Origin of the sequence: Marinobacter sp. BW6 (assembly GCF_008107725.1) — a bacterium.
Lineage (GTDB): Bacteria > Pseudomonadota > Gammaproteobacteria > Pseudomonadales > Oleiphilaceae > Marinobacter.
In genome coordinates this window covers 223,311-246,261 of sequence record NZ_VIRN01000064.1, presented here as the reverse complement: position 1 = coordinate 246,261, position 22,951 = coordinate 223,311, and the positions used below count along the sequence as shown (strand labels likewise).

The window sequence follows — 22,951 nt, the reverse complement described above, 5'->3', positions numbered from 1 at the left end:
ATTACGACTCCCTGGCCGTGATAAAACGGTTTTCGGGAATGGTTTTGTCATCTTCCAGCACCCGAATCCGGTCCCCGCTGCTGAGCCGGTCCTGACCAGTCACTATTACCCGATCGTCCTGGTTCAAACCACTCGCAACCTCAACAAACCCGGGTGTGCGCGACCCCAGCTTGACCGAAACCCGCCGGGCAACACCGTCTTCGGCCACAAACACATATTGTTCATCACCGCGGATCATGACTGCCTGCTCCGGAATCACCAGTGCTTCGCGTTCCCGCAGCGTCAGGGTGGCGGACATGAACTGCCCGGGTCGGAGCAGGCCGTCCAGGTTGTCGATAAGCGCCCGTACCGGCAATGATCGACTCAGCTCACTGACCCGGGAACCCAACTCTACCAGTTGACCGGAAAAGGCCTGATCCGGATAGGCCGGGGATTCGCCGCGGACCTGTTGTCCGAGACTCACCTGCCCCAGGAAACGTTCCGGAATTGAAAAACCCAGTTCCATACGGTCGGTGGTGTCCAGAGTGGTCACCGAGGTTCCTGCGGTAACATAGGCTCCGACGCTGATGTCACTCAGCCCGACCACACCGGAAAACGGCGCTTCGATCCGGTGGTTCTCCAGACGGACCCGCGCCGACTGGCGCTGGGCTTCGCCAACGTCGACAGCCGTTCTCAGCTCATCCACCTGGGACTGGGAAATACTGTTGTTGGAACGCAAGCGCCGTGCCCTTTCGTATTTCCGACGGGCATCCGCCAGTTGAGCCTCGATTACCTGGAGGTCCGCCCGTGCCTGACGATCGTCCAGTCGTAAAAGGACCTCGCCCTGCTCTACCCGCCGGCCAGTTTCCAGATTCAGTTCCACCACCCGACCACTCACTTCCGTCGTCAGTTCCACCGCATTCAGGGCCTTGAGGCTGCCAACGGCATTGACCACATCGCGCACTGTCTCCATCTGCGGAAGCATGGTGTTGACCGCGCTGGCGGGACGCTCACGACCGTTCTGGGCGGCATCGCCGTTGTCCAGGTTCTGATACACAAAGGCGCCGCCGATGCCTACAGCCACCAGCACCAATGCAATCAACCACTGCTTCCACATAGGATTTCCAGATGTTTCGGGTCTTGATTAGTCGTCTGTTACTTTTTCTGGATGACCAGAACCACTTCGCCCACGTCGATTCCCCACTTGCTCATGGTGGTCTGGTTAATCAGCGTGTCGGGCGTGATCAGATACATCCAGTCGTCCATCCGCACATCCAGCGTACCGTCACCGTAGGCCACGCGGAGGACGTAATTCATATGAATGGCGTTACCGCTCCAGCGCATGGTTCCGGGTTCAACCACGTCACCGGCGTCAGCATGGTAGCCGTCGTCCGCGGGAGTCAGGGTCCAGACCCGGGTCTGGACCTCGCCGTCATTGAAACGGAATACCTCATCCAGGGTGCCCACTCCCTCATCATCCCACGACGCGCTGATATCGGCATCAAAGGTACGAATCACCTCACCGGAGAAATTCTTGACCACCCCCCGGGCGGAAAGTTCGCCGGTGAAGAACTCTTCAGGGACCAGTTCCGGTGTGCGGTCTGCGTAGTCCTCGAGCGAAGGGCTGGCACAGCCACTGAGCAGCAGTGCCGAAGACAGTACCCAGAGTATAGGTGTCGACAGGCGTTTCGATATCTCAGTTAACAGGCTTTGCATGACTTTTACACTCTCTGAACGGGGTTGTAATGGGAATTCGGCGCAAAGGGATACGCCAAAACCGTGTTAAGCGATCATCGCCGGGACTCACCCGGGGCTGTTACGTCATCTCGGCCAATTGTCCATTCTGACAGTCTGCAGGGCGCTTTTCGTCAATGGCAGTGCCCGAGTATTGGCGTAAAACAATAAAAAATGGGCGGTGATTGCCCAGTGACAATTCCGAGAAAGACACAGAGGATTCCGCTATGCCGGTTTACAAGGCGCCCTTGCGCGACATGAAATTTCTGCTGAACGACGTGTTCGACTATCCGGGCCATTACGCCACCCTGGCCAGCGGTGAAAATGCCACACCGGATATCGTGGATGCGATACTCAGCGAATGCGGTAAGTTCTGTGAAGAAGTACTTAGCCCGCTCTACCTCTCGGGCGACGAGGAAGGTTGCAAACTCGACGACGGCGAAGTCACCACACCCACCGGTTACCGTGAGGCCTACCAGCAATATGCCCTGGGAGGCTGGCAGGGGCTCTCCGCACCCGAGGAATATGGCGGCCAGGGCCTGCCTGCGTCCATGGGACTTCTGAAGCAGGAGATGATGGGCACAGCCAACTGGCCTTTCTCCATGTACCCGGGTCTGTCTCTGGGTGCCATGAACACCATTTTCCTGCACGGTTCCGAGGATCAGAAACAGACCTACCTTGCACCACTAACCGAGGGCCGCTGGGCCGGCACCATGTGCCTGACTGAACCCCAGTGCGGCACCGATCTGGGCCAGGTGAAGACCAAAGCCGAGCCACAGGCCGACGGCAGTTACCGGCTCACCGGGACCAAGATCTTCATCTCCTCCGGCGACCACGACCTGACCGAGAACATCGTCCATATTGTCCTGGCCCGTCTGCCGGATGCGCCCAAAGGAACCCGAGGCATCAGCCTGTTTATCGTGCCCAAGTTCCTGCCGGACACCAAAGGCGATGTCGGCGAACGCAACGCTGTGGTCTGCGGCAGTCTGGAAAAGAAAATGGGCATCAAGGCCTCGGCCACCTGTGTGCTGAACTTCGACGAGGCTACCGGTTATCTGATCGGACCCGAAAATGAAGGGCTCAATTGCATGTTCACCTTCATGAACACGGCCCGAATCGGTACCGCGATCCAGGGTGTCGGGCCGGCAGAACTCTCCTATCAATGGGCTCTGGCCTATGCCAAGGATCGACGCTCCATGCGAGCGCTCTCGGGTAAGAAAGAACCGGATCAGGTGGCCGACAGCCTGATCCATCATGCCGATGTACGCCGGATGCTGCTGACCCAGAAAGCAATCGCTGAAGGGGGCCGGGCCATGCTCTATTACGCCGCACGATTGGCCGATCACATGGTGGAAGGCTTCACCGAAGGCGACGAACAAAAGGCGGAAAAATACGATGACAAACTCGGCTTCCTGACACCGATACTGAAGGGCTTTCTGACCGAACTCGGGTGCGAAGCCGCCAACCTGGGGGTTCAGGTCTTTGGCGGCCACGGTTACATCCGGGAGCACGGCATGGAGCAGATTGTCCGGGATACCCGCATCGCCACCCTGTACGAGGGCACCACGGGAATCCAGGCGCTGGATCTGTTGGGTCGAAAAGTTTTGCTGATGACCCAGGGCGGCGCGGTCCGCGAGTTTACCCTGAAGGTTGCCAATTTTGCCCGCAAACAGCTCACCGACAAACGGCTACGCCCCTGGGCGCTGGAACTGCTCAAACTGACGGGCCAGTGGAACCTGCTGACGGTCCGGATCATGCTCGCGGCCCGCAAGGACCGGGATATGGTCAGCTCGGCAGCCTACGATTTCCTGATGTACAGCGGCTACGTCACCATGGCCTATATCTGGCTGCGCCAGGCCGCCGTGGCTGTGGATAAACTCGATAACGGAGGTGAGGAGTCGGCTGGCTTCTATCAGGCCAAGCTGGCCACCACCGAGTTCTATTTCGAACGTTTGTTGCCCCGGGCCCAGAGCCACGCCGCCACCATGTTGAGCCCCAGCAACAACCTGATGCAGCTCGATGCCGAGGATCTGGCCTTTACCGGATAAGCTATCCGGCCTCTCTTACTCCCGGGCAAGGCCCGGGACTTTTTTGCCCTTGAAATACGCCCGCCTGAACCCATCTAACAGGTGCATTTCCGCTTTGGAGTTATTAACTAACTGAATTAAAAAGAAAACCTTTGATATCGAGAATAAAAGAAGGAGGTTCGAATATGGAAACTCGTGCTGACGACTTTTATCCAACCCGCCTGGAACGTCCCACTGAAAGCTTTGAGCGCCAAGACCCTGTCGTGCACAGCAAAGGATCGGGAACCGATGGACCACTGAGTGAAACCGAACTGATGCAATATGAGCGCGACGGCTTTCTCGTCTTCAACAGTTTTCTCGACCAGGCCACTGTTCGCCAGTTCCGGGAAGATCTGCGGGCCTACGAAGACAATGAGAGCATTCTTCGCTCTGAGGGCACCATTACCGAACCCGGAAAACAGGAAATCCGCTCGATTTTCGGCATTCACGAACTGTCTGATCGATTCGACCGGCTGACCCGGGATCCGAAGATTCTGGCGATGGTACGCCAGCTTCTGGGCAGTGAAGCGTATATCCACCAATCCCGGATCAATTTCAAACCCGGCTTCCATGGCAAGGGCTTTGACTGGCACTCCGATTTCGAAACCTGGCACGCCGAAGACGGCATGCCCCGGATGCGGGCAGTCAGCTTTTCCATTGCCCTCACCGACAACACGCCCTTTAACGGGCCCTTGATGCTGATTCCCGGCTCCCACAAGACCTTTGTGCCCTGCGTCGGCCGCACGCCGGAAGACAACTACCAGTCATCCCTGAAAAAACAGGAACTGGGCGTTCCCAACGATCGGGACCTTGCAGCCATGGCTGACGAATACGGTATCAAAGCCCCCACCGGTCCCGCCGGCTCGCTGATTATCTTCGAGTGCAACACTCTGCATGCCTCGAATGCCAATATGTCGCCCTGGCCTCGTAGCAATCTGTTCTTTGTCTACAACAGTGTAGAAAACCAGATCCAGGCACCATTCTGTGGCAACAAACCACGACCGGATTTCCTCGGCAATCGGAGTAACACCGAAGCCCTGGAACCAGTTGGTCAGAACGAGTGGCGTACAACCGGCTAACACTACCCTGTGAATTAAACCGGAAAGGGAAGCGCGAAGGCTTCCCTCGGCCTAGGCTTTTTTATTTACCGCGGCTGTTTGGCCAAACAATAATTTCTTTCCTTCATCGGTGACGGCCGATCGTTTAGACCAGGGTGCACCTTTCTCGTAGGCAGTCACAACGGCAGGCCTCGCCTGCATCGAATGGAACCACCGCTCAAGGTTGGGAAAGTCAGACAGGGTTTGCCGTTGCCGTTCGTGGGGGACGATCCAGGGGTAAATGGCCATGTCGGCAATGGAATAATCGTCGGCAACCCAGTCCCGACCGCTCAGGCGGTTATCGAGTATACCGTACAGACGGTTGGTTTCATTGACGTACCGATCGATCGCATATGGAATTTGCTCAGGGGCATACTGGACGAAATGATGATTCTGGCCCGCCATGGGCCCCAGCCCCCCCATCTGCCACATCAGCCATTCCAGCACTGTTTTTCTGCCAAGAAGATCGGTTGGCATAAAGCGGCCTGTCTTTTCCGCGAGATAAATAAGGATGGCACCAGACTCGAACACCGTAATGGGTCCACGGCCTTCTCCGGGGTCGTGGTCGATGATGGCCGGCATACGGTTGTTTGGCGAGAAGGCTAGAAATTCCGGCTTGAACTGGTCTCCGGCACTGATATCTACAGGATGAATCTGGTAGTCCAGCCCGGCCTCTTCAAGGAATATGGTGATCTTGTGGCCATTGGGTGTCGGCCAGTAATAGAGATCAATCATCATTTCGCTCCGGATTCCGATTCCAGCGTCTCTGCCAACAACTCAACCCGATCCTGCCCCCAGAACTGCTCACCATTCAACAGGTAGGCCGGGGCTCCCAGCACGCCCTGGCTGACGGCCTCTTCGCTGTTAACGTCGTACTGGTCAGCCATAGCGGATGAACCGGCTGCCTCAATTAAAGCGTCGGCATCAAGTTCGAGGCTATTCAGAATGCCACGAATGACTCCTTCGTCGGCAATGTTTTTCTCCTCTGCCCAACAGGCGGCCAATGCTTGCTGAACAAACTCACCAGGGTTTTCACCGGCCTGCTGCAGGGCAATAACGCAACGGTCTGCAAGCCCGGGGTCTGTTGGAAAGTGCGCTGGCTTCAGGTTTACTTTCAGGTCCCGTTTTCTTGCCCAACGTTCGATTTCAAGGAGACGATACTCCTGTCGACATACCGGACGCTCGGGGACGGGCTTCGCGCCCGAATTGGCAAATACTTTTGCCAGTTTCACGGGCTTGAAATTGACTTCAGCGCCGGCCTTTCGGGCTGTTTCCAGGAATACCCGGTGGCCAAGGTAAGTGAACGGGGAAATGCAGGTGAAGTAGTAATCGATCTTGGGACTCATCGCTTATAGCTCCTGGACGATTGCGTTTGTTCTTGAACCTGTCCAGTACTCTAGTCTTTATTGAGTGATCGCTCAATAAAAATTCAGCAGGTTGTTGCCGAGAATCAGTGCAACTGAGAGGCTTGCTGATTACTTCCCGATGCAGAAGCTGCTGAATATCTTGCCCAACAGCTCATCCGGGGTGAGGTGTCCGGTGATCTCTCCCAGGGCATCCTGGGCGGCCCGCAAGTCCTCTGCCAGGAGCTCGCCTGCACCAAACCCTTCCAGCTGGCTCTGACCCTGAATAAGCAGGGCCTGCGCACGCTCCAGGGCATCCAGGTGCCGGCGACGGGCCAGGAAACCACCCTCTGTGGTGCTGGCAAACCCCATACACTGCTTGAGGTGGTCCCGGAGAATCTCCAAACCTTCGGCAGACTTTGCAGCCAGACGGATAACCGGCGCGCTCTGGTGGTCCTCGGCAGTCATGCCAACCGTTTCACCGGAAAGGTCCACCTTATTGCGAATAACCGTCACGGGCGCATTGGCTGGTAACTGATCAATGAAATCCGGCCAGATTTCATGGGGACTGATTTTATCGGTCGTGGTGGCATCCACCATCAGAAGGATGCGATCGGCCTGACGGATTTCCTCCCAGGCCCGGGCAATACCGATCTGTTCCACTTCATCCGGACTGTCCCGAAGACCGGCTGTGTCGATAATGTGCAATGGCATACCATCGATGTGGATATGTTCCCTCAGGACATCCCGGGTCGTGCCCTCAATAGCCGTAACAATGGCAGCTTCGCGACCGGCCAGGGCATTCAGCAGACTTGATTTACCGGCGTTAGGTCTTCCGCCGATCACTACTTTCATGCCGTCCCGCAGAATGGTTCCCTGCTGGGCTTCGGCCAGGATTTTCTCGAGACGGTCCAGCAGGTTCTGAAGATCACTGGCCACCTTGCCATCGGCCAGAAAATCGATCTCCTCCTCGGGAAAATCGATTGCCGCCTCAACATAGATCCTAAGGTGCGTAACCGCATCCACCAGATCTTCTATCTGGCGGGAAAACACCCCCTGCATGGAACGAACAGCACAGCGGGCTGCCTGTTCCGAGCTGCTTTCGATCAGATCGGCTATGGCTTCGGCCTGGGCCAGGTCCAGTTTGTCGTTCAGAAACGCCCGCTCGGAAAACTCACCAGGCCGGGCCAGTCTTGCCCCCTGGCTGCACACCTCCCGCAGCAGAAGATCGAGAATCACCGTGCCACCGTGGCCCTGCAGTTCAAACACATCTTCACCGGTGAATGAATGCGGGTTGGGGAAAAACAGCCCGATGCCCTCATCAATCAACTCGCCACGGCTGTCGTGGAACGGGCCGTAATGGGCATATCGGGGTTTAGGCTCAAAGCCCAGCATCTTGTGTGCAATGGCCCCGGCCTTGGGACCGGACACGCGAACGATCCCGACCCCGGCCTGTCCGGGTGCGGTGGCGATGGCTGCGATGGTTTCAGAACTCTGGCTCATGCTTTTTCCACAGGCTGAAAACAACAAAGGCTCCACAGAGGAGCCTTTGCCGGGACGGTTCGGGCACCGGTCAGTGCTTCTTACCGGCCATTTCTGCTTCGATCTTGCGGGTAATGTACCACTGCTGGGCAATGGACAGAATGTTGTTCACCAGCCAGTACAGTACCAGACCTGCCGGGAACCACAGGAAGAACACTGTGAAGATCAAGGGCATCATCTTCATGATCTTGGCCTGCATGGGATCCGGTGGAGTCGGATTCAGACTCATCTGTAGGAACATGCTGGCGCCCATCAGAATCGGCAGGATGAAATACGGGTCCATGACCGACAGATCCTGAATCCACAGCATGAACGGCGCATGGCGTAGCTGCACACTTTCAAACAGTACCCAGTATAGGGAAATGAACACAGGCATCTGCACGAGTATTGGTAGGCAGCCACCGAGCGGATTGATTTTTTCCCGCTTATACAAGCCCATCATTTCCTGGGACATTCGCTGGCGGTCGTCACCATAGAGCTCTTTCAGCCGGGTCAGCTGGGGCGCTACCGCGCGCATCTTGGCCATGGATTTGTAACTGGTGGCGGACAGATGGAAGAACACCCCCTTGACCAGTACGGTCAGCAGGATGATGGAAACACCCCAGTTGCCAACGATACTGTGGAACCAGTCCAGAATGATGAACAGCGGCAAGGAAATAAAGAACAGCCAGCCGAAATCAACGGTACGGTCCATGTTCGGAGCCACGGCTTCCAGACGCTCAATGATCTTCGGTCCGACATAAGCCCGTGCGCCGATCTCGGCAGCCTCACCCGGGGCTATTGTGGTGGCCGGGTAGACAAACCCCATGACGTAGTTCTGGCCACGTTGTGTGGTCTGGTATTGGGCAGAGATGTCGCGTTCCGGTACCCAGGCAGACAGGAAGTAGTGCTGGAGGAAGGCCAGCCATCCGTTGGTAACGGACTGGTTGATCTGGGTTTCCTGCAAGTCGCTGAAATCAAATTTTTCGTATGGATCCTCCGGGGAGCTGATCACCAGACCAAGGAATGCCTGAATTCCCATGCTGGTCTGAGAGGTCGGATCCGGAGACTGGTCACGGACGATTTTGCCCGTGAAATTCGCCTGCCAGTTGTCACTGGACTGGTTTTCAACCAGGTACTTAACGTCGATCTCATAACTATTGCGTTCGAACTGGTAGCGCTTGGTGATCTGGACACCGTTGTCAGTGGTGTAGGTCAGATCGACCTGAAGCTGGCTGTCACCTTCAGCTAGCTCATAGCTGGAGGCATCAGCACTGTAAACGGGAGCGGAACCATTCTTGCGACTATCGGGACCGTCACGACCAATCAGACCACTTTCAAGAACGTACAGGCGGTTCTGGGTGTTGTTCAGGAGGGTTAACGGCTCCTCGCTGTTCAGGGAGTCGTCGTAATCAAGCAGCTGGGCTCTTACCAGGTTACCACTGACGCGATCTATCTTCAGGTCGTAGACGTCAGTGCGGACAGTAATGAACTGATCGCTAACTGAAGTGTTGTTTGCAGTCGAGCTTACGACAGCCTGGCCTGTTTCGGGAGTCGTGAACTCGCCATCACCGTTCATCTGAGCAGCACTGTCCTCCGGAAGCACCATATCGTCTGAATTGCCCATGCTGGCGGTGTTCTGCGACGGCTGTGATTCAGCGACTTGAGCCGTTTCCGGCTGCTGATGGTAATCCTCATTCCAGGCAAGCACCATCAGATAACTGACAATAGCCAGGCCGGCAAATAATACGATGCGTTGAATATCCATAGAGTTACTGTCTGGTCTGGGTTGTTGTATGGGAGTGATCAGCGTGTACGCAGGCTGTTACGGTTTCCTGAACCCCGGGTTCTGTTGTTCCTGGCACGGGATCATAACCGCCTTCCGCCCAGGGATGACACCTTAACAGACGCCGGATTGCGAGAAATAATCCTTTAAGCGCACCATGGTGGGTTATGGCTTCAACGGCGTATTGTGAGCAGGTGGGATAGTGGCGGCAGTGACTGGCCATCAGGGGACTGATTGCATACTGGTAGAAGCGGATGGGCAGAAGCAGAAGCTTGCGCATTAACCCGTTCCTCGACCGGCAGTTTCGGATGTTGCTGCCCGGGATGGCTGAGATTGAGCGTACTTTTTCCTGAGACGTCGCCAGAGGTCGTCCATGGATGCCCGAACCGTATGGTTATCAAGGGAAACCAGCCCCTGACGTCCCAGAACTACGAGGTCGACACCGGGCAGATCTGTCTGGTGCCGGAAGCTTTCTCTGACCTGGCGTTTTATCCGGTTCCTCTGGACTGCAAGCTTCAGGTTCTTCTTCGAGAAGATCAAACCGATCCTGGCGTGACCGAGGTTATTCGGTGTTGCCAGGATCAGAAAATTCCGGTGCGGAACTTTCAGCTGCACGTCGTTGAAGACTTTGCCGTAATCAGCAGGTCGCAAAAGACGATGTGATTTCGGGAAACTCAAAGCCTTCATGAGGCGATCAGAGCTTACGCGGACAGACGTGCGCGGCCTTTGGCACGACGACGGGAAATAACCTTGCGACCGTTGGCAGTGGCCATACGGGCACGGAAACCGTGAACGCGCTTACGCTTCAGGACGCTTGGTTGAAACGTTCTTTTCATGGTGATGATCTCACAATTCGTAAGTTGGAAATTCAGTAACTGGCTGGAAAATGAACAGCCAAAACAGGAGCGGCATTCTATGCAAATACCGGGGGGAATTCAATGCTTATTGCTAGGGGGTTGTGCGCATCCCGAAAATTCATGAGCGCGCTGGCCAGGTAATAAATTCAGTAAGTCTTTTTAGAATTCTTTTAAGGATTAATTATTACTGTTATTAGGATCGAAGGTTTCTGTGGATAAGCGAAAAAAAATATTGAAAAACAAGTTTCTGAGCGGTTTATAAGGGTATTGATAAGGCGCCTTGAGGGCTGTGGACGACGGCAGGGGGAAATGTGGGTAAGTTGGTTTTGTGTGATGGATCCAAGTTATCCCCGGTTGCGTCCCGTGGTTCCTAACAGGGTTAAACCCGGGCTGTACACACAGGGCTGTGGGTAACTTTCAGAGAAGTTATTTTCTGTACACAAGGCTGTAGGTAAGTTTGTAAAAAACTGAAATATAAAGAAATAAATTTCCACAGGCTGTTCATGAACCGGCTACGGCTCTTTCACTGCGGGGCCGGTCGGGTTAGAATCCGGGGTCATCTCACTGGACAGGATGTCCCTTGTCCGTTCAGAGACATTTCAGGGTTATCGGGAGCAGGCTGTCGTGCCAAACAGTATGTGGCATCAATGTCTTGAAGTACTCCGGGACGAGTTTCCCGCACAACAGTTCAATACTTGGCTCAGGCCCCTGCAATCCGATCACCGGGAGGGGCAGCTGATGCTGTTCGCACCCAACCGTTTCGTGATGGATTGGGTTAATGAAAAGTACCTGCGGCGTATCGAAGAGGTGCTCAAGGATCTGAATGGCGGTCAGGCTCCCCGGGTCAACATGAAAGTGGGTTCGGCACCTCGGGAAAGCGAACCGGTCAAACGCTCGGATGCACCTGCCCGCGTCAATGGCCAGGCTCATGAAGAGACCGGCGGTCGGGTTACCGAAGAAGAGAAAGGGGTGGCTGCTACGGTGGCCAGTTCACCCTCTGTCCGCCCGAAAAGTGGCAATGAGCGGCGGTCGGTTCAGGTTGAAGGTGATATCAAGCATCAGAGCTTCCTGAATGAAGGCTTCACCTTCGAAACTTTTGTGGAAGGTAAATCCAACCAGCTGGCACGAGCCGCGTCCATGCAGGTGGCGGAGAATCCGGGCGGTGCCTACAATCCTCTATTTCTTTATGGCGGTGTTGGTCTCGGTAAAACACACCTGATGCACGCTATCGGGAACGAAATTGTCCGTCGCAACCCCAATGCCAAAGTGGCGTATCTTCGCTCGGAACGGTTTGTGGCAGACATGGTTAAGGCGCTGCAGCTGAACGCCATCAACGAATTCAAACGCTATTACCGGTCTGTGGATGCCCTGTTGATCGACGACATCCAGTTTTTTGCCCGGAAGGAGCGCTCCCAGGAAGAGTTTTTCCACACCTTTAATGCGTTGCTGGAAGGCGGTCAGCAGGTCATCGTGACTTGCGACCGGTTCCCGAAAGAAATTGTCGACATGGAAGAGCGGCTGAAATCCCGGTTTGGTTGGGGCCTGACTGTGATGGTTGAGCCGCCGGAACTGGAAACCCGGGTGGCCATTCTGATGAAAAAGGCCGATCAGGCCAACGTGAAGCTGAGCAGCGAAGCGGCCTTTTTTATTGCCCAAAAGATCCGTTCAAATGTTCGAGAGCTCGAAGGGGCGCTTCGTTTGGTGATAGCGAATGCTCACTTCACTGGTTCGGAAATTACTCCCCCCTTTATCCGGGAGAGTCTGAAAGACCTGCTGGCTCTGCATGAGAAACAGGTGAGTATCGACAACATTCAGCGCACCGTGGCGGAGTATTACAAGATTAAGGTCGCCGATTTGCTCTCCAAGCGCCGGACTCGAACAGTCACCCGGCCCCGACAGGTCGCGATGTCGCTGTCCAAGGAGTTGACCAATCATAGCTTGCCGGAGATTGGGGACGCTTTTGGCGGTCGTGACCACACCACCGTATTGCATGCGTGCAAGAAAATCGTGGAGTTGCAGGAGACTGATCCGGGCATCCGCGAGGATTATCAGAATTTTATGAGACTGCTGACCACCTGATGCCGGGCGTTGGCGAATAACATTCACCCTTCCAACATAAAGAAAGCTGAGTGCCATGAAACTGACGATCAGCCGTGAATCCCTGCTTACCCCGCTGCAAAGCATTGCCGGCGTGGTGGAAAAGAAACAGACCATGCCCGTGCTCTCCAACGTGTTGCTGGTGGCCGAGGACAATACCCTGACCCTCACCGGTACCAATATGGAAGTGGAACTGGTGGCCCGGGTTACGCCGGTCCATGTGGATCAGCCCGGCCGGATTACCGTTCCGGCCCGCAAGCTGTCCGATATTTCCCGGGCTCTTGGCGACGAGGCGCCGATGGAACTGTCGCTTGAAGGCGATCGGTTGCACCTGCGCTGTGGCGCCAGTCACTTCACGTTGTCGACACTGCCGGCGGAGCACTTCCCCAACGTGGAAGACGAAGATGAAAGCTTCCGCCTGGAGTTGCCCCAGAAAGAACTGGGTCGGATGCTGGATGCCACTGCATTTGCCATGGCTCAGCAGGATGTTCGCTACTACCTGAACGGTCTGTTGCTGGAAGTGGACAAAGATCATGTACGGACGGTGGCGACGGATGGTCACCGGCTGGCGATGGCACATCTGGAGCTGCCGACCAATTGCCCGGAGTTGCGGCAGGTTATTGTCCCGCGTAAAGGGGTCCTTGAGCTGGCCAGGTTGTTGGATGATGTGGAAACACCGGTCACCCTGGTGATCGGCGACAATCATCTGCGGGCGACGGTGGGTTCGTACACCTTTACGTCGAAACTTATTGAAGGGAAATTCCCCGATTACAACCGGGTCATTCCGAGAGGTGGCGACAAGGTTGTTTTGGCGGACCGCGCCACATTGAAGAATACCCTGCAACGGGCGGGGATCCTGTCTCACGAGAATATCCGTGGTGTACGACTTAACCTGGCATCGAATGAACTCCAGGTCTTCGCCAACAACCCGGATCAGGAACAGGCCGAAGACGCGCTTCCGGTGGACTATCAGGGCGAATCCCTGCAGATCGGTTTTAATGTAGGCTATCTGGTGGATGTCATGAACGCGCTGGATGAGGATCAGGTAAAGATTACCCTGTCGAATCCGAACAGCAGTGCGTTGATAGAGGCGCAGAATGATAACCGCTGCCTCTACGTTGTCATGCCCATGAGGCTGTAGGAGGAGATGAGATTGATGAGTACCGTAACGAATGGAATCAAAGGCGCGTTCAGGATTGGCCAGACTGTGTCGGTACTCGGGCGCACCGGGATCAATTGGCTGAGAGGGGAGCGTCCTCCCACGCCAAGGCTGCTGAGGCAGACGTTTGAATCCCTTGGTGCGACCTACATCAAGCTGGGACAGTTTATTGCCAGTTCTCCTACGTTTTTCCCGAAGGAGTATGTGGAGGAGTTCCAGCACTGCCTGGATAGAACGCCTAACCTGCCCTTTGGCGTGATCAAGAAGATTATTCGGGAGGAACTGGGTCGGCCGCTGGATGAGGTCTATGCGGAAATCGATCCGGTTGCGTTGGCATCGGCTTCGATTGCCCAGGTTCACGCCGCCAGGTTGCTATCCGGTGAAGATGTGGTCATCAAGGTGCAGAAGCCGGGAGTCGAGAACATCCTGCTGACGGATCTGAACTTTCTGTATGTGTCCGCCCGCATTATTGAAACCCTGGCGCCAAAACTGTCCTGGACCTCGATGTCCGGTATTGTCGAAGAAATCCAGCGGACCATGATGGAAGAGTGCGACTTCATCAAGGAAGCCAACAACCTGAAGGTATTCCGGGATTTCCTGCATGACACCCATAATGAAGACGCGGCAGTGCCGAGGGTGTTCGAACATTGCAGCACTCGCCGCATTCTGACAATGGAGCGCTTTCATGGGGTTTCGCTGACGGATCTGGAAAGCATTCGCGGTTACGCCCGTGATCCGGAGCGGACCCTGATCACCGCGATGAACACCTGGTTTGCCAGTCTCACCCAGTGCGAGTTTTTCCATGCCGACGTTCACGCCGGAAACCTGATGGTGTTGAAGGATGGCCGTGTCGGTTTTATCGATTTCGGCATTGTTGGCCGGATCAAGCCGGATACCTGGCAGGCAGTCAGTGATTTTATTTCGGCGGTAATGGTTGGCAATTTCGAAGGGATGGCCGACGCCATGATTCGTATCGGCATTACCCACCAGACGGTCCGGGTGGATGATCTCGCGGCTGATCTCAGAAGGCTGTATCAGCAGATGGACAAGATGGTGCCGGATGAAGTTCCTTATGAGGCGGATCAGGCAGAGGACGATGTTAATCATATTCTGATGGATATGGTTAAGATCGGGGAAAGCCACGGGCTGCATTTTCCGAGGGAATTTGCCCTGCTGCTGAAGCAGTTCCTGTACTTCGACCGGTACGTTCATATCCTCGCGCCGGAGATGGATGTGTTTATGGACGAACGGTTGAACATGCTTCACTGAGGCTGTCGCCTTGAGCGATTGGCTTTTGTACACTAGGGCGGCGTTACTGAAGGGAGGTAACGCCGCCTTTTTCGTTTGACGGGTTTCATTCGATTTTCTCCCCTCCTGCCCCTTCGAGTTTGCTTTTCTATGGCGCTTGTAAAATTCCAGACTGAAAATTTTCGAAACCTGTCTTCCGCGCCTGTGAGCTTTTCGCCTTCCTTCAATCTGTTGTACGGAGAAAATGGCAGCGGCAAAACCAGTGTCCTGGAAGCCATAGGTTACCTGGGGTTGGGTCGTTCGTTTCGTGTGAACCGACATCAGGCGGTGGTGAGTCACGGTCAACAACGACTTACGGTCTTTGGCGGGTTGGATCACGGTCTGGAGGAGAGTGACCGCGCGAAGAATTCCGAACTCGTGCACCGGCTCGGAATATCTCGGGATGTTGGGCAGAAAGAAACGGTTTTGCGGGTCGATGGGGAAGCGGTGCGTAGCCTGTCTGGTCTCGCGAAACATCTGCCCGTATCGGTAATCGATCCGGGAGTGTTTGATGTAGTCGCCGGAGGACCAGGAAAGCGGCGACAGTTTCTCGACTGGTTAGTGTTCCACGTGGAACCTTCTTTTGGATCGCTTTGGCAGCAATGTCAGCGGGTGACATCACAGCGGAATCAAACGCTGAGAAATGGTAGACTAGACGAAGCCTTAATGCGCGTCTGGGACCATCAGTACACCACCCTGAGTGAACGCATTACCGAGGCGCGCGCTGTCACCTTTGGTAAGTTCAAGGGCGCCTTTGAGAAGCTGGTTCGGCAAGTGGAAGTGCCTTGGACCGAAGGTTTGAAGCTAGAGTACTACCCGGGTTGGGATGTCACCCGACCGCTGATGGATTTGCTTGCAGATCATCGGGAGCAGGAGCGAAAGGTGGGCCACACGCTTTATGGTCCGAACCGCGCGGATGTCCGGCTGAAGTTTCAGGGCAGGCCTGTTGCCGAAACCTTCTCTCGGGGCCAGCAGAAAACCCTGGTGATTTTGATGAAGATTGCCCAAGGCATGGTGTTGAGTGACATGGGCAAGCAAGTGACCTTTTTGCTTGACGATATTAACGCTGAGCTGGATGAAGGGCATCGAGCCATGCTGGCAAGCAGGTTACAGGCATTACGTTGTCAGGTGTTTATCACCTCGATTGAGCGTCCCCTTGTGGAACAGCTCTGGCCCGAGGGTAAGGCACCGGATTACAGATTGTTCCACGTGGAACATGGCAAATTGACGGAAGAATAAGACCGGTGCGAAGTGCAAAAATGCCCCGGCCTATCACGCTTCAGGAGTTTCCGAATGAGTGAATCGAACTACAATTCCTCCAGTATCAAGGTCTTGAAAGGACTCGATGCGGTGCGAAAGCGGCCAGGCATGTACATCGGGGATACCGATGATGGCACCGGCCTGCACCACATGGTCTTTGAATTGGTGGATAACTCCATCGACGAAGCGCTTGCGGGCTACTGCTCAGAGATCGGTGTTGTTATCCACCCGGACGAATCGGTGACCGTTAAGGATAACGGCCGTGGTATACCGGTAGATCTACATGAGGAGGAAGGTGTTTCTGCCGCGGAAGTTATCATGACGGTGCTGCACGCCGGTGGTAAGTTCGACGATAACTCCTACAAGGTGTCTGGTGGCCTTCATGGTGTAGGCGTGTCAGTGGTGAACGCACTGTCCTCTACCCTCACCCTGACGATCCGTCGTGATAACAAGGTCTACGAGCAAACCTACACCCATGGTGTTCCCAACGCGCCTCTGGCGGCTGTTGGCGAAACTGATGCCTCGGGTACCAAGGTGCATTTCATTCCGTCGCCAGAAACCTTTACCCACATCGAGTTCCACTACGACATTCTTGCGAAGCGCCTTCGCGAACTGGCGTTCCTTAACAGTGGTGTCCGAATTCGTTTGACCGACGAGCGCTCCGGCAAGGAGGAAGTCTTTGAATACGAAGGTGGCCTGCGCGCCTTTGTTGAGCACCTGAACGCTAACAAGACCCCGATTAACCGGGTATTCCACTTCAACCGTGAGCGGGAAGACGGTATTGCCGTGGAAGTGTCCATGCAATGGAATGACGCCTTCCAGGAAAACCTTTACTGCTTCACCAACAACATCCCCCAGCGGGATGGTGGTACCCATCTGGCCGGTTTTCGGGCGGCTCTCACCCGTTCCCTTAACAACTACATTGAGCATGAAGGTCTGGGTAAGAAGGCCAAGGTTGCGACTTCCGGTGACGATGCCCGGGAAGGCCTCACTGCCATCATTAGCGTGAAAGTTCCGGACCCGAAGTTCTCCTCCCAGACCAAAGACAAGCTGGTGTCCTCCGAGGTAAAAACCGCAGTCGAGCAGGAGCTGTACCAGAGTTTTGCGGAATACCTGCAGGAACAGCCCAACGAAGCCAAGCTCATCGTCAACAAGATGATCGAGGCTGCCCGAGCCCGTGAAGCCGCTCGCAAGGCACGGGATATGACCCGTCGAAAAGGAGCCCTGGACATTGCCGGCCTGCCCGGAAAACTGGCGGACTGCCAGGAGAAAGATCCTGCCCTTTCCGAACTGTACATTGTGGAGGGTGACTCGGCCGGCGGCAGTGCCAAACAGGGCCGTGACCGAAAGACCCAGGCGATCCTCCCGTTGAAGGGTAAGATCCTGAACGTGGAAAAAGCCCGCTTTGACAAGATGCTCTCCTCTGCGGAAGTTGGCACTCTGATCACGGCTCTGGGTTGTGGTATTGGCCGGGAAGAGTTCAATCCCGACAAGCTGCGTTACCACTCGATTATTATCATGACCGATGCGGACGTGGACGGTTCTCACATCCGGACCCTGCTGCTGACGTTCCTGTTCCGTCAGATGCGCGAGATCATCGAGCGCGGCCATGTCTTTATTGCGATGCCACCGCTTTACAAGGTAAAGCGGGGCAAGCAGGAGCAGTACCTGAAGGACGAGAAGGCCAAGGAAGCTTACCTTACCCAGACTGCCCTGGAAGGCGCCCAGCTCTATGTGAACCCGGAGGCTCCGGCCATCAAGGATTCTGCGCTAGAAACCATGGTCAAGGACTACCAGGCTGTCATGAACATGATTGGCCGCCTGTCCCGGGCGTATCCGGCCAAAGTTCTGGAACAGATGCTTCAGAACGTTACGCTCAAGCCGGAGCACCTGAAGGAAGAAGCTTCCGTGGCTCGCTGGGTCGCGCGCCTGGGTGAGGGCCTGGACCTGGATACCCGTACCGGGACCAAGTATACCTTCTCGGTAACCAAGGATACCGAACGAGGCCTGTACCTCCCGAAAGTGACCATTTACGTTCACGGGATCCCCTACGACCATGTCTTCAGCCATGATTTCTTCGAATCATCCTCGTACGCGGCGATCGCCCGTATGGGTGAGACCCTGGATGGTCTCATTGAAGAAGGCGCTTATATCCAAAGGGGTGAGCGCAAACAGGCGGTTCTTTCTTTTGAGGGCGCTCTGGATTGGCTGATGAAAGAGGCTCAGCGAGGTCTGAACATTCAGCGCTACAAGGGACTGGGCGAGATGAACCCGGAACAGTTGTGGGAAACTACCATGGATCCGGAGACCCGTCGGATGATGAAAGTGACCATCGAAGACGCCATTGCGGCCGACCAGATCTTCACAACTCTGATGGGTGACGACGTAGAGCCGCGTCGCAACTTTATCCAGACCAATGCGCTGGAAGTGACCAACCTTGATATCTGATCAATAACGTCCAGGCGCAATAAAAAAGCGGCGGAGGTTTTAAACCTCCGCCGCTTTTTTGTGTCGGGCCTTAACGGAAAATCCAGGGGACTGCTATTTCCCTGTGGTCGATTCCGAGGATTTGTTTCGTTCCTTCTCTTTCTCAGCCAGATGAGGCGCCATAACCTCTTCCAGCGTGTAGCCGGTCAGCCGCCGAATGGTCCGCCACAGATAATAGAAAATCAGCATCATCATGATCATGGAAGGAATGGCGATCATCGGATAGCTTACCAGCGTCATCCGGCCGAGCTCCTCATTGAACGCCTGGGTGCCGGAGGGGCTGACCACGATCCATTTGGCGAGGACGTAGTTCATGATCGATGAGAACAGAAAGGTGCCGGCAAAGAAGTAGCTGGCCTTCAGAAGACGTTCTTCGAACTCACCAACCCGGCCGTGTTCCTCGAGTGTTTTATGGATCTTATCCACATCCAGAACACTGGGGTTATATAACAGGGTCCGTACCAGCGGGTATTTTGTCTTTGTGGAGGCCAGTACCGCCAGACCAATGATTGCGGGAATCGCGGCTTCCTTGATGGCCAGCCAGCCGGCGTCCAGTTCCAGTAAACCGATGCCGCCGGTCAGACCAACGCTGACCAGACCGAGCACCGCGATGAAGTTCTTCTTGCGGTATTTGATCAGTTCGAACAGGCCCCAACCCAGGGGAAACGCCAGGCCGATGAGCAGCGCATTGACGTTGCCCAGGTGTTCCTCGCCACTGAATTTCATCAGGATAACGGAAGGAATGATAATGCTGACCAGCAAATCGACCCAGGGCCTTGGCTTGTGGTCCGGTATGTTCGCGGAGCTCGGAGACGTCATGATCTAGCCCGATTGGTGAAACTGGAGCAGTCCGAATGGCACTGCCGGAGAACTCACGGCAGTATACGATGAATCCGAGCCCGGACGTAACCGCTGTCAGAAGGTACCAACAAAGGTCCCCATTTTTCATTTTGGTATAAAAAAGCCGGGCTTATGCCCGGCTTCTCTAACTCCTCGTGAACGTCAGCGCCGATCAGGCACCCACTTCCTTGAGGCTCTCTTCCACAATGGCCAGGCCTTCTTCCAGTACATCGTCTTCGATGGTTACCGGCATCAGGAAGCGCAATGTGTTGCCATACATACCACAGCTCAGAAGAATCAGACCCTTCTCCTTCGCCTTCTTGGTCACCGCAGCCGCCAGTTCTGGCTTGGGTGTATGGCTATCCTTGCTTTCCACCAGCTCGAAGGCTGCCATGGGGCCGAGATTGCGGACATTATCGACATGGGCAAACTGTTCCTGCCACTGACTGAAGCGCTGCTTCAGCTTCTCACCCAGCGCCTGGGCCTTACCAAGAATGTCCTCTTCCTTGAACACGTCGAACACGGCGAGGGCTGCGGCACAGGCCGTCGGGCTACCCGTGTAGGTGCCGCCCAGGGAGTTCGGGCCGGAGGCATCCATGTGCTTGTCGGTACCGACAATTGCGGAGATGGGCATACCGTCAGCCATACTCTTCGCCATGGTCATCATGTCCGGCTCGACACCACTGTGCTCGATGGCAAACATCTTGCCGGTCCGGCCAAAGCCGCTCTGAACTTCGTCCACAATCATCAGGATGTTGTTTTCATCGCAGATTTTTCGGATTTCCTTCAGGAAGCTGGTTGGCGCAGCGTAAAAACCACCCTCACCTAGCACTGGCTCAATCACGATGGCGGCCGTATTGTTGGCCGGCGAGTCCGCTTTCATGGTCATCTTCAAACCACGAAGTGCCTCGTCTTCGCTGACGCCGTGATACGGCACCGGATATGGCGCGCGATAGACAGTTCCTGGCATCGGCCCGAAGTCGGTCTGGTAGGGCGCTGCCTTACCGTTCATCGCCATGGTGTAGAAGGTACGACCGTGATAACCGCCGTCAAAGCAGATCACGTTGGTCTTGCCGGTCGCCGCACGGGCAATCTTCATGGCGTTTTCCAGGGCTTCGGCACCGGAGTTGGCCAACATCACCTTGGCATGGCCACGTACCGGTACCACGCCACTGAGTTTCTCTGCCAGTTTAACGTAGCCCTCATAGGGCATAACCGTCTGGCAGGTATGCATCAGCTTGTCCAGCTGTGCCTTGACCGCTTCCACCACCTTCGGGTGGCGATGGCCGATGTTCAGTACGCCGATGCCGCCGGCGAAATCGATCATGCGCTTGCCGTCTGCATCCCACAGCTCTGCATTCGTTGCATGGTCGGCAAACTGTTCGTTGGGACTTGCCGCGCCCGCCGCAACGTAGCGTTCTTTGAGTGCCTGCAATTCTTTATTGCTCACTTTGCCATTCTCCCTGGGTTCAGGTTCGAAAGTTTCACCTACCAGTGTAAGTAGTACGGTCACAGGAAACAAACCGACTATTGTCTCCCTCAGGCGGCATCGTCCCGAAACTGCAGTTTTGCGAGGCGCTGATAGAGGGCGTTATGGCGCATCAACTCCTCGTGACTGCCTACTGCCAGCAGGCGTCCCTGGTCCAATACCGCAATACGGTCAGCGTCCCGGACAGTGGCCAGTCGATGAGCAATCACCAGGGTGGTTCTCCCGGCGGTGAGCGCCGGCATAGCCTGTTGGATCAGGTTTTCACTTTCCGCATCCAGGGCACTGGTAGCTTCATCCAGTAACAGGATCGGGGCATCGGCCAGCAGCGCGCGGGCAATGGCAAGACGCTGCTTCTGGCCACCGGACAGGCCCAGGCCAGCATCCCCGAGTGGCGTCTCGTAGCCCTTTGGCAGGCTCTGGATGAAATCATGGGCATGGGCGATTTTCGCAGCCCGTTCGACATCCTGCTGGTTGGCATCGGGCCGGGCATAGCGGATATTGTCGGCCACGGTGCCATGGAACAGGGCGGGATTCTGAGGCACCAGTGAAAAACACCGGCGCAGGGCATCGAGAGACAGCTCGGCCGTGTCGAGACCGTCGATCAGAATTCGGCCCCCTGTCGGCTGGTAAAAGTGCAGTAACAGATCAAACAGGGTGGATTTGCCGGCTCCGGACGGGCCCACCAGGGCCAGGGTCTCGCCGGCTTTAACTTCAAGCGTAAGATCCGTAAGCGCGGGCTGTTCCAGCCGCCCCGGATAGCTGAAGCTGAGCCGGTCAATCCGGATTGCTCCCTGCACGTGTTCAGGCAGTTTCAGCGTCGTCTCTTTGCGCTCAAACGCCGGTTCCGTCTGCAGCAGTTCAAACAGCCGTGCCGCCGAACCGGCGGCCCTCTGCAACTCGCCAATCACCTCGCTGATGGCGCCGGCAGCAACGCCTACCAGCAGGCTGTAAAACACGAAGGCCGCCAGTTCGCCGGGGCTGATTCGGCCGTGAATGACGTCCAGGCCTCCTATCCAGATAACGATGCCCACAGCACCCATCACCAGGGAAATGGCCAGTGTGGTCAACCAGGCGCGCTGACGGATACGCTGACGGGCAATATCAAAGGCCCGTTCCGACACCTCGGAGAAAAACCGGCGGTCGTGGGGCTGATGGTTAAAGGCTTGAACCGTCTTGATCTGCGTGAGGTTCTCGCCCACGTAACTGCCAACATCGGCAACCCGGTCCTGACTTAAACGGGACAGTGCCCTTACCCGCCGGCCAAAGAACAGGATGGGTGCGATCACCAAAGGGAAGCCCAGCAGAATGATGCTGGCCAGCTTGGCGTTGGTAAAGAACAGTAGCAGCAATCCACCGAGCAGCATCAGGGCGTTGCGCAGGGCAATCGATACGGTGGAGCCAATCACCGACTGCAGAACGGTGGTATCGGCAGTAAACCGCGACTGGATCTCCAGGGCCCGGTTCTGCTCGAAAAAGCCGGGATGCAGATCAATCAGGTGGTTAAAGACCTTTTTGCGAATATCCGCCACCACCCGTTCGCCGATCCAGGACACCAGATAGAACCGGGCAAACGAGCCAAATGCGAGCCCCAATACCAGTATGAAAAACAGCCCGATGGCTCTGGCCAGATTCTCCGGCGACTCGGTGGCTAATCCCTGATCGACAAGAATACGTAAACCCTGCCCTAACCCGAGCGTAATACCGGCCGTAAAAATCAGCGCCACCAGGGCACCGGCGACAGCCCGGCGATAAGGGCTGATAAAGTCGATGACCAGTCTCAGGGCCTTGCGGTGACGAGTGTTAATGATGTGCCTCCTGGATACGGGGTGCTGTAGACTCCGCTAACAATACGGTTTGTACTCCATACAAGACCTATCATACAGCTACGCAAGAGCGTGCGGGTGGAGCAGCTTGCCAGGACCGTCGAAAGCCAGGGATGGCTTTCGCCG

19 protein-coding genes are annotated in these 22,951 nt (G+C 55.7%); 7 read left to right on the top strand and 12 right to left on the bottom strand.

Annotated features, from left to right (window positions below):
* Window position 1 precedes the first annotated feature (1 nt).
* Entirely contained in the window at window positions 2–1,096 is a 1,095-nt protein-coding gene (locus FMN52_RS09745) for an efflux RND transporter periplasmic adaptor subunit (protein WP_148608455.1), read from the bottom strand.
* A 38-nt stretch (window positions 1,097–1,134) separates the two neighbouring features.
* Window positions 1,135–1,695 (bottom strand): DUF3833 domain-containing protein, encoded by a 561-nt coding sequence (locus tag FMN52_RS09740; RefSeq protein WP_148608454.1) that lies wholly within the window; start codon window positions 1,693–1,695, stop codon window positions 1,135–1,137.
* A 245-nt stretch (window positions 1,696–1,940) separates the two neighbouring features.
* Between FMN52_RS09740 and FMN52_RS09735 the strand changes: the two genes are divergently transcribed.
* Both FMN52_RS09735 and thpD read left to right on the top strand, forming a co-directional pair.
* Window positions 1,941–3,761, top strand: coding sequence for an acyl-CoA dehydrogenase C-terminal domain-containing protein (locus FMN52_RS09735; RefSeq protein WP_148608453.1), 1,821 nt, complete (start codon window positions 1,941–1,943; stop codon window positions 3,759–3,761).
* 164 nt (window positions 3,762–3,925) lie between these two features.
* Window positions 3,926–4,858, top strand: a complete 933-nt coding sequence (thpD, locus tag FMN52_RS09730; RefSeq protein WP_148608452.1) for an ectoine hydroxylase — start codon at window positions 3,926–3,928, stop codon at window positions 4,856–4,858.
* 51 nt (window positions 4,859–4,909) lie between these two features.
* On the opposite strand, the gene FMN52_RS09725 is transcribed toward thpD, so the two are convergent.
* The 7 genes from FMN52_RS09725 to rpmH all read right to left on the bottom strand — a co-directional run bounded on the left by FMN52_RS09725 (window position 4,910) and on the right by rpmH (window position 10,362).
* A complete protein-coding gene (locus FMN52_RS09725; RefSeq protein WP_148609721.1) occupies window positions 4,910–5,611 on the bottom strand; it encodes a glutathione binding-like protein in 702 nt (233 codons plus the stop codon).
* Entirely contained in the window at window positions 5,611–6,222 is a 612-nt protein-coding gene (locus FMN52_RS09720; RefSeq protein WP_148608451.1) for a 2-hydroxychromene-2-carboxylate isomerase, read from the bottom strand. The genes FMN52_RS09725 and FMN52_RS09720 overlap by 1 nt, the downstream gene beginning before the upstream one ends.
* A gap of 129 nt (window positions 6,223–6,351) precedes the next feature.
* Window positions 6,352–7,722: a tRNA uridine-5-carboxymethylaminomethyl(34) synthesis GTPase MnmE gene (gene mnmE / locus FMN52_RS09715; RefSeq protein WP_148608450.1), complete on the bottom strand. Its 1,371-nt coding sequence runs from the start codon at window positions 7,720–7,722 to the stop codon at window positions 6,352–6,354.
* 70 nt (window positions 7,723–7,792) lie between these two features.
* Window positions 7,793–9,508, bottom strand: coding sequence for a membrane protein insertase YidC (yidC, locus tag FMN52_RS09710; protein ID WP_148608449.1), 1,716 nt, complete (start codon window positions 9,506–9,508; stop codon window positions 7,793–7,795).
* A 4-nt stretch (window positions 9,509–9,512) separates the two neighbouring features.
* The gene (gene yidD / locus FMN52_RS09705) at window positions 9,513–9,806 is read right to left on the bottom strand and encodes a membrane protein insertion efficiency factor YidD (protein ID WP_148608448.1); all 294 of its coding nucleotides are present in this window, start codon (window positions 9,804–9,806) and stop codon (window positions 9,513–9,515) included.
* A complete protein-coding gene (gene rnpA, locus FMN52_RS09700) occupies window positions 9,806–10,213 on the bottom strand; it encodes a ribonuclease P protein component (RefSeq protein ID WP_148608447.1) in 408 nt (135 codons plus the stop codon). Before rnpA ends, yidD begins: the two co-directional genes overlap by 1 nt.
* A 14-nt stretch (window positions 10,214–10,227) precedes the next feature.
* Window positions 10,228–10,362 (bottom strand): 50S ribosomal protein L34, encoded by a 135-nt coding sequence (gene rpmH, locus FMN52_RS09695; RefSeq protein WP_008172542.1) that lies wholly within the window; start codon window positions 10,360–10,362, stop codon window positions 10,228–10,230.
* A 645-nt stretch (window positions 10,363–11,007) separates the two neighbouring features.
* Between rpmH and dnaA the strand changes: the two genes are divergently transcribed.
* The 5 genes from dnaA to gyrB all read left to right on the top strand — a co-directional run bounded on the left by dnaA (window position 11,008) and on the right by gyrB (window position 18,634).
* Entirely contained in the window at window positions 11,008–12,462 is a 1,455-nt protein-coding gene (gene dnaA, locus FMN52_RS09690; RefSeq protein WP_148608446.1) for a chromosomal replication initiator protein DnaA, read from the top strand.
* Between the two features lie 55 nt (window positions 12,463–12,517).
* Window positions 12,518–13,621 carry a DNA polymerase III subunit beta gene (dnaN, locus tag FMN52_RS09685; protein ID WP_088826473.1) on the top strand — a complete coding sequence of 368 codons (1,104 nt, stop codon included), beginning with the start codon at window positions 12,518–12,520 and terminating at the stop codon, window positions 13,619–13,621.
* Window positions 13,622–13,636: 15 nt separating this feature from the next.
* Entirely contained in the window at window positions 13,637–14,908 is a 1,272-nt protein-coding gene (locus FMN52_RS09680) for an AarF/ABC1/UbiB kinase family protein (RefSeq protein ID WP_148608445.1), read from the top strand.
* Window positions 14,909–15,037: 129 nt separating this feature from the next.
* On the top strand, window positions 15,038–16,165 hold the full coding sequence (gene recF, locus FMN52_RS09675; protein WP_148609720.1) for a DNA replication/repair protein RecF: 1,128 nt from the start codon (window positions 15,038–15,040) through the stop codon (window positions 16,163–16,165).
* A 54-nt stretch (window positions 16,166–16,219) separates the two neighbouring features.
* The gene (gene gyrB / locus FMN52_RS09670; protein ID WP_148608444.1) at window positions 16,220–18,634 is read left to right on the top strand and encodes a DNA topoisomerase (ATP-hydrolyzing) subunit B; all 2,415 of its coding nucleotides are present in this window, start codon (window positions 16,220–16,222) and stop codon (window positions 18,632–18,634) included.
* Window positions 18,635–18,727: 93 nt separating this feature from the next.
* Here the strand turns inward: gyrB and FMN52_RS09665 are convergent, their stop codons facing one another.
* The 3 genes from FMN52_RS09665 to FMN52_RS09655 all read right to left on the bottom strand — a co-directional run bounded on the left by FMN52_RS09665 (window position 18,728) and on the right by FMN52_RS09655 (window position 22,783).
* A complete protein-coding gene (locus FMN52_RS09665; RefSeq protein WP_148608443.1) occupies window positions 18,728–19,492 on the bottom strand; it encodes a VC0807 family protein in 765 nt (254 codons plus the stop codon).
* A 193-nt stretch (window positions 19,493–19,685) separates the two neighbouring features.
* Entirely contained in the window at window positions 19,686–20,963 is a 1,278-nt protein-coding gene (gene gabT, locus FMN52_RS09660; protein ID WP_148608442.1) for a 4-aminobutyrate--2-oxoglutarate transaminase, read from the bottom strand.
* Window positions 20,964–21,052: 89 nt separating this feature from the next.
* Entirely contained in the window at window positions 21,053–22,783 is a 1,731-nt protein-coding gene (locus tag FMN52_RS09655) for an ABC transporter transmembrane domain-containing protein (RefSeq protein WP_148608441.1), read from the bottom strand.
* Window positions 22,784–22,951 lie beyond the last annotated feature (168 nt).

What these genes read in the sequence shown, in the direction of transcription:
- gyrB (WP_148608444.1), top strand. Translation starts at nt 16,220, where the DNA reads ATGAGTGAATCGAACTACAATTCCTCCAGTATCAAGGTCTTGAAAGGA.
- mnmE (WP_148608450.1), bottom strand. Translation starts at nt 7,722, where the DNA reads ATGAGCCAGAGTTCTGAAACCATCGCAGCCATCGCCACCGCACCCGGA.
- rnpA (WP_148608447.1), bottom strand. Translation starts at nt 10,213, where the DNA reads ATGAAGGCTTTGAGTTTCCCGAAATCACATCGTCTTTTGCGACCTGCT.
- FMN52_RS09735 (WP_148608453.1), top strand. Translation starts at nt 1,941, where the DNA reads ATGCCGGTTTACAAGGCGCCCTTGCGCGACATGAAATTTCTGCTGAAC.
- FMN52_RS09680 (WP_148608445.1), top strand. Translation starts at nt 13,637, where the DNA reads ATGAGTACCGTAACGAATGGAATCAAAGGCGCGTTCAGGATTGGCCAG.
- yidC (WP_148608449.1), bottom strand. Translation starts at nt 9,508, where the DNA reads ATGGATATTCAACGCATCGTATTATTTGCCGGCCTGGCTATTGTCAGT.
- FMN52_RS09745 (WP_148608455.1), bottom strand. Translation starts at nt 1,096, where the DNA reads ATGTGGAAGCAGTGGTTGATTGCATTGGTGCTGGTGGCTGTAGGCATC.
- FMN52_RS09720 (WP_148608451.1), bottom strand. Translation starts at nt 6,222, where the DNA reads ATGAGTCCCAAGATCGATTACTACTTCACCTGCATTTCCCCGTTCACT.
- FMN52_RS09725 (WP_148609721.1), bottom strand. Translation starts at nt 5,611, where the DNA reads ATGATTGATCTCTATTACTGGCCGACACCCAATGGCCACAAGATCACC.
- thpD (WP_148608452.1), top strand. Translation starts at nt 3,926, where the DNA reads ATGGAAACTCGTGCTGACGACTTTTATCCAACCCGCCTGGAACGTCCC.
- FMN52_RS09740 (WP_148608454.1), bottom strand. Translation starts at nt 1,695, where the DNA reads ATGCAAAGCCTGTTAACTGAGATATCGAAACGCCTGTCGACACCTATA.
- recF (WP_148609720.1), top strand. Translation starts at nt 15,038, where the DNA reads ATGGCGCTTGTAAAATTCCAGACTGAAAATTTTCGAAACCTGTCTTCC.
- yidD (WP_148608448.1), bottom strand. Translation starts at nt 9,806, where the DNA reads ATGCGCAAGCTTCTGCTTCTGCCCATCCGCTTCTACCAGTATGCAATC.
- dnaN (WP_088826473.1), top strand. Translation starts at nt 12,518, where the DNA reads ATGAAACTGACGATCAGCCGTGAATCCCTGCTTACCCCGCTGCAAAGC.
- rpmH (WP_008172542.1), bottom strand. Translation starts at nt 10,362, where the DNA reads ATGAAAAGAACGTTTCAACCAAGCGTCCTGAAGCGTAAGCGCGTTCAC.
- FMN52_RS09665 (WP_148608443.1), bottom strand. Translation starts at nt 19,492, where the DNA reads ATGACGTCTCCGAGCTCCGCGAACATACCGGACCACAAGCCAAGGCCC.